This is a genomic window from Rhodococcus sp. KB6, assembly GCF_001445685.1.
Taxonomy (GTDB): domain Bacteria; phylum Actinomycetota; class Actinomycetes; order Mycobacteriales; family Mycobacteriaceae; genus Rhodococcus_F; species Rhodococcus_F qingshengii.
Window position 1 is genome coordinate 1 of sequence record NZ_LNAK01000016.1, and the last position, 2,956, is coordinate 2,956.

General features: G+C 62.5%; 2 protein-coding genes. Both read left to right on the forward strand.

Translation table 11 applies throughout. From position 1 onward, the window contains the following. The first annotated feature begins 80 nt into the window (after nucleotides 1-80). Nucleotides 81-1,106 (forward strand): tyrosine-type recombinase/integrase, encoded by a 1,026-nt coding sequence (locus tag ASU23_RS03030; protein ID WP_003943780.1) that lies wholly within the window; start codon nucleotides 81-83, stop codon nucleotides 1,104-1,106. Continuing rightward, nucleotides 1,103-2,938: a tyrosine-type recombinase/integrase gene (locus tag ASU23_RS03035; protein WP_006359314.1), complete on the forward strand. Its 1,836-nt coding sequence runs from the start codon at nucleotides 1,103-1,105 to the stop codon at nucleotides 2,936-2,938. Before ASU23_RS03030 ends, ASU23_RS03035 begins: the two co-directional genes overlap by 4 nt. Nucleotides 2,939-2,956: the final 18 nt, after the last annotated feature.

Genomic DNA, 2,956 nt, shown 5'->3' on the forward strand with positions numbered 1-2,956 from the left:
ATCATGATATGTGGGTGATCTGACGCATCCAGTGTCAGGCTGATCATGTCGGTTGTCGGCTCGATCGAGGAGGCCCCACAATGAATGCTTTCGTCCCAGCGCTGGTCCGGCCGCCTGGCGAAATTCCACGACTCGGCGAACCACTTCTCGATGAATACCTACGCTTCGTCGCTGCGAGAGCACGAACCAACACCCTCCTGGCACAGACGTTCGACCTGAAAGTCTTCTTCACCATCATCGGCAAGGAACCGACGCAGGTGAGCACCAGCGATGTACTGGCTTTCATTCAAGCGCAACGACTTCCACGCAAAGAGAATGTGGTCCGCCTCAGCGACGGCGAATCGGGACTGGCCACCTCGACCATCAAACGTCGACTGGCGTCGATCTCCGGCCTGTTCTCCTACCTCCATGAGCGTGGGCTGGTCGAGAAGAATCCCGTGCCGCGAGGCCTCTCGACCCGGTCAGGACGCTCTCACGTTCGCGGGACCCCACTGATCAGAGCGCCGCGGCGCCTCCCACGGGTACTGAGCCCCGACGAGGTCAACGCACTATTGGCCGCGCTACGCTGCGAACGAGACCGGGCGATGGTCCTGTTGATGCTGTTCGGCGGACTACGCCGATGCGAGGTGCTGGGCTTACGGATGCCCGATGTCCGACCCGGTGAGCGACGAGTGTTCGTCGCCGCCGGCAAAGGCGGCCACCAACGCATCGTCCCGGTCGCACCGACCTTCTTCGAAAGCCTCGGCCGCTATCTCGACGCCGAACGCCCGATCGACAGTGCCACCGATCATGTCTTCGTGGTCCTCAAACGTCCCAGACGCGGCAACCCGCTTTCCGCGGCCGGTCTCGATGAAATTCTCTCCGGCGCCCGAGTTCGAGGCGGGTTACCTCATGCGACATGTCACGAACTTCGACACACCTGCTTCACCCGACTCCGCGAATCGGGGATGGCGTTGGAGGCGATTCAAGCTCAAGCCGGGCACGCATCCATCGAGTCCACACGCATCTATCTGCATCTGGCCAACGACTGGCTGATCGGCGAGTATTCCAAGGCGATGGACATTCTCGACGGCATCGCCGGTGACATCCCTGGAGATGCGAAATGAGCGTTCCGACAGACTCTTTGAGAAAACCTGAGTCAACCGCGGCCCGCACATACGTTCACGCGGTCACCAATGCACATGCCCACCGAACCCGACTCCGGGCTGTCCTGCGGTTCGAGGACAGGTTCGGTGATCTCGGCGCATGGAACGCGCTACCGGTGTCGGCGCGCATGGCAGCTCCCGACATCGTGCGCGCGTTCGTTGCCTTCGCGGCCGTCTTCGAGTCGGTGGCCGTCGATGCGATCTATGTTGTGCAATCATCATCGAAATGGGGCGCCCATCTGGCCGAACGTGAACCCGTAGCTGCTTCCACATTCCGCACGCAGGCAACAAGTTTGGGATTCTGCGAGCGCGAGGCAGGGAAGATGTGGTCCAAACTCGCGCAGATCTGTGTCATCGCCGGCGCCACGACCGAGGCGCTCACCTCGGCGGAGTATGTCGCGGCCCGGGCCCAGTTTCATTCCGCCGTAGTCGCCAAGGTCGGGCGTGCACCGAAATCGTTGAACGCGCCACTCTTTGGGCTCGATGCGCTCATGTTCCATCGCGGCCAAGGACCCCGGCCACATCCGCGCAAACGCTGGGCAGCACGATCGGTGCCCGAGATCGGTTGGGACCGCGCCGAGGAGTGCGCGCCCGTCATGGTCGCTACGATGCGCCGTTACCTCGACCAGATCGGCATCAGCCTGCGGGTCTCGTCGGTGGACTGCATCGAGACCACACTGCGCCAGTTCGCCGGCCATCTGGCCACCACCAGCGACGTAGTCTGCGTCGCCGACATCGACCGCACCCACATCGAGGCCTACAAGACCTGGTTGGCGGCACGGCCGGGGTATCGCAAGAACACGAACCTGTCCAAGACCACCATCGGCATGCGCATGGGGCACCTGAGCGCGTTCTATCAACGCATCATCGAATGGGACTATCCTGATATCCCTGCCCGAGCGCCGGTCTACTCCTCGGACCGGCCGATCAAGGACAAGCCGCTACCGCGATTCCTCGACGACGGCGCCGCCGCCAAGTTCTTGACCGCAGCCCGCAACCTGCCCGACGAGTTCGGTCGCCTCGCCATCGAAATGCTCTCACGTACCGGCATGCGCAAAGGCGAACTCCTCGACCTGACAATCGATTCGGTCGTCCAGATCGGTTCCGCCTACTGGCTCCGCATCCCCGTCGGCAAGCTCCACAACGACCGGTACGTCCCCTTGCATCCCCAACTCAAAACAATGATCGACACCTGGCTTGAGCACCGACCGGACTGGCAGGACAGTCCGCTGCTCTTCACCGACCGCGGTCGTCCGATCCCGGGCACCCGAATCGACAAGGCAGTCCAATCCGCTGCTGCCGCAGCGGGAATCGGCCACGTCCACCCTCATCAGCTGCGGCACACACTCGCGACGCAGGCCATCAACCGGGGTATGAGCCTCGAGGCGATCGCCGCATTGCTCGGGCACAAGACAATGGAGATGACGATGGTCTATGCCCGAATCGCGGACCGGACCGTTGCCGACCAATACTTCTCCGTCACAGAGAAAGTCGAAGCCCTCTACAGTAAACACGAACCCGCCGTCCTGCCTGCCGAGGACGAGCCCGCCGCGATGCGCAAACTCCGCGCCGAAGCCCACCGGCGGATGCTCGGTAACGGCTACTGCGCACGCCCAGTCGAACTCGACTGCCACTTCGAGTCGATCTGCGAGTCATGCACGTTCTTCGTCACCACCATCGAGTTTCTCCCCACCCTCACCCGTCAGCGAGACGACGCCGCAGACAAGGGCCAGATCGGGCGGCAGAAGGTCTTCGACGGACTTATCCAGCGACTCGACGACACGGGCACTTGACATCGATCACCCACATAA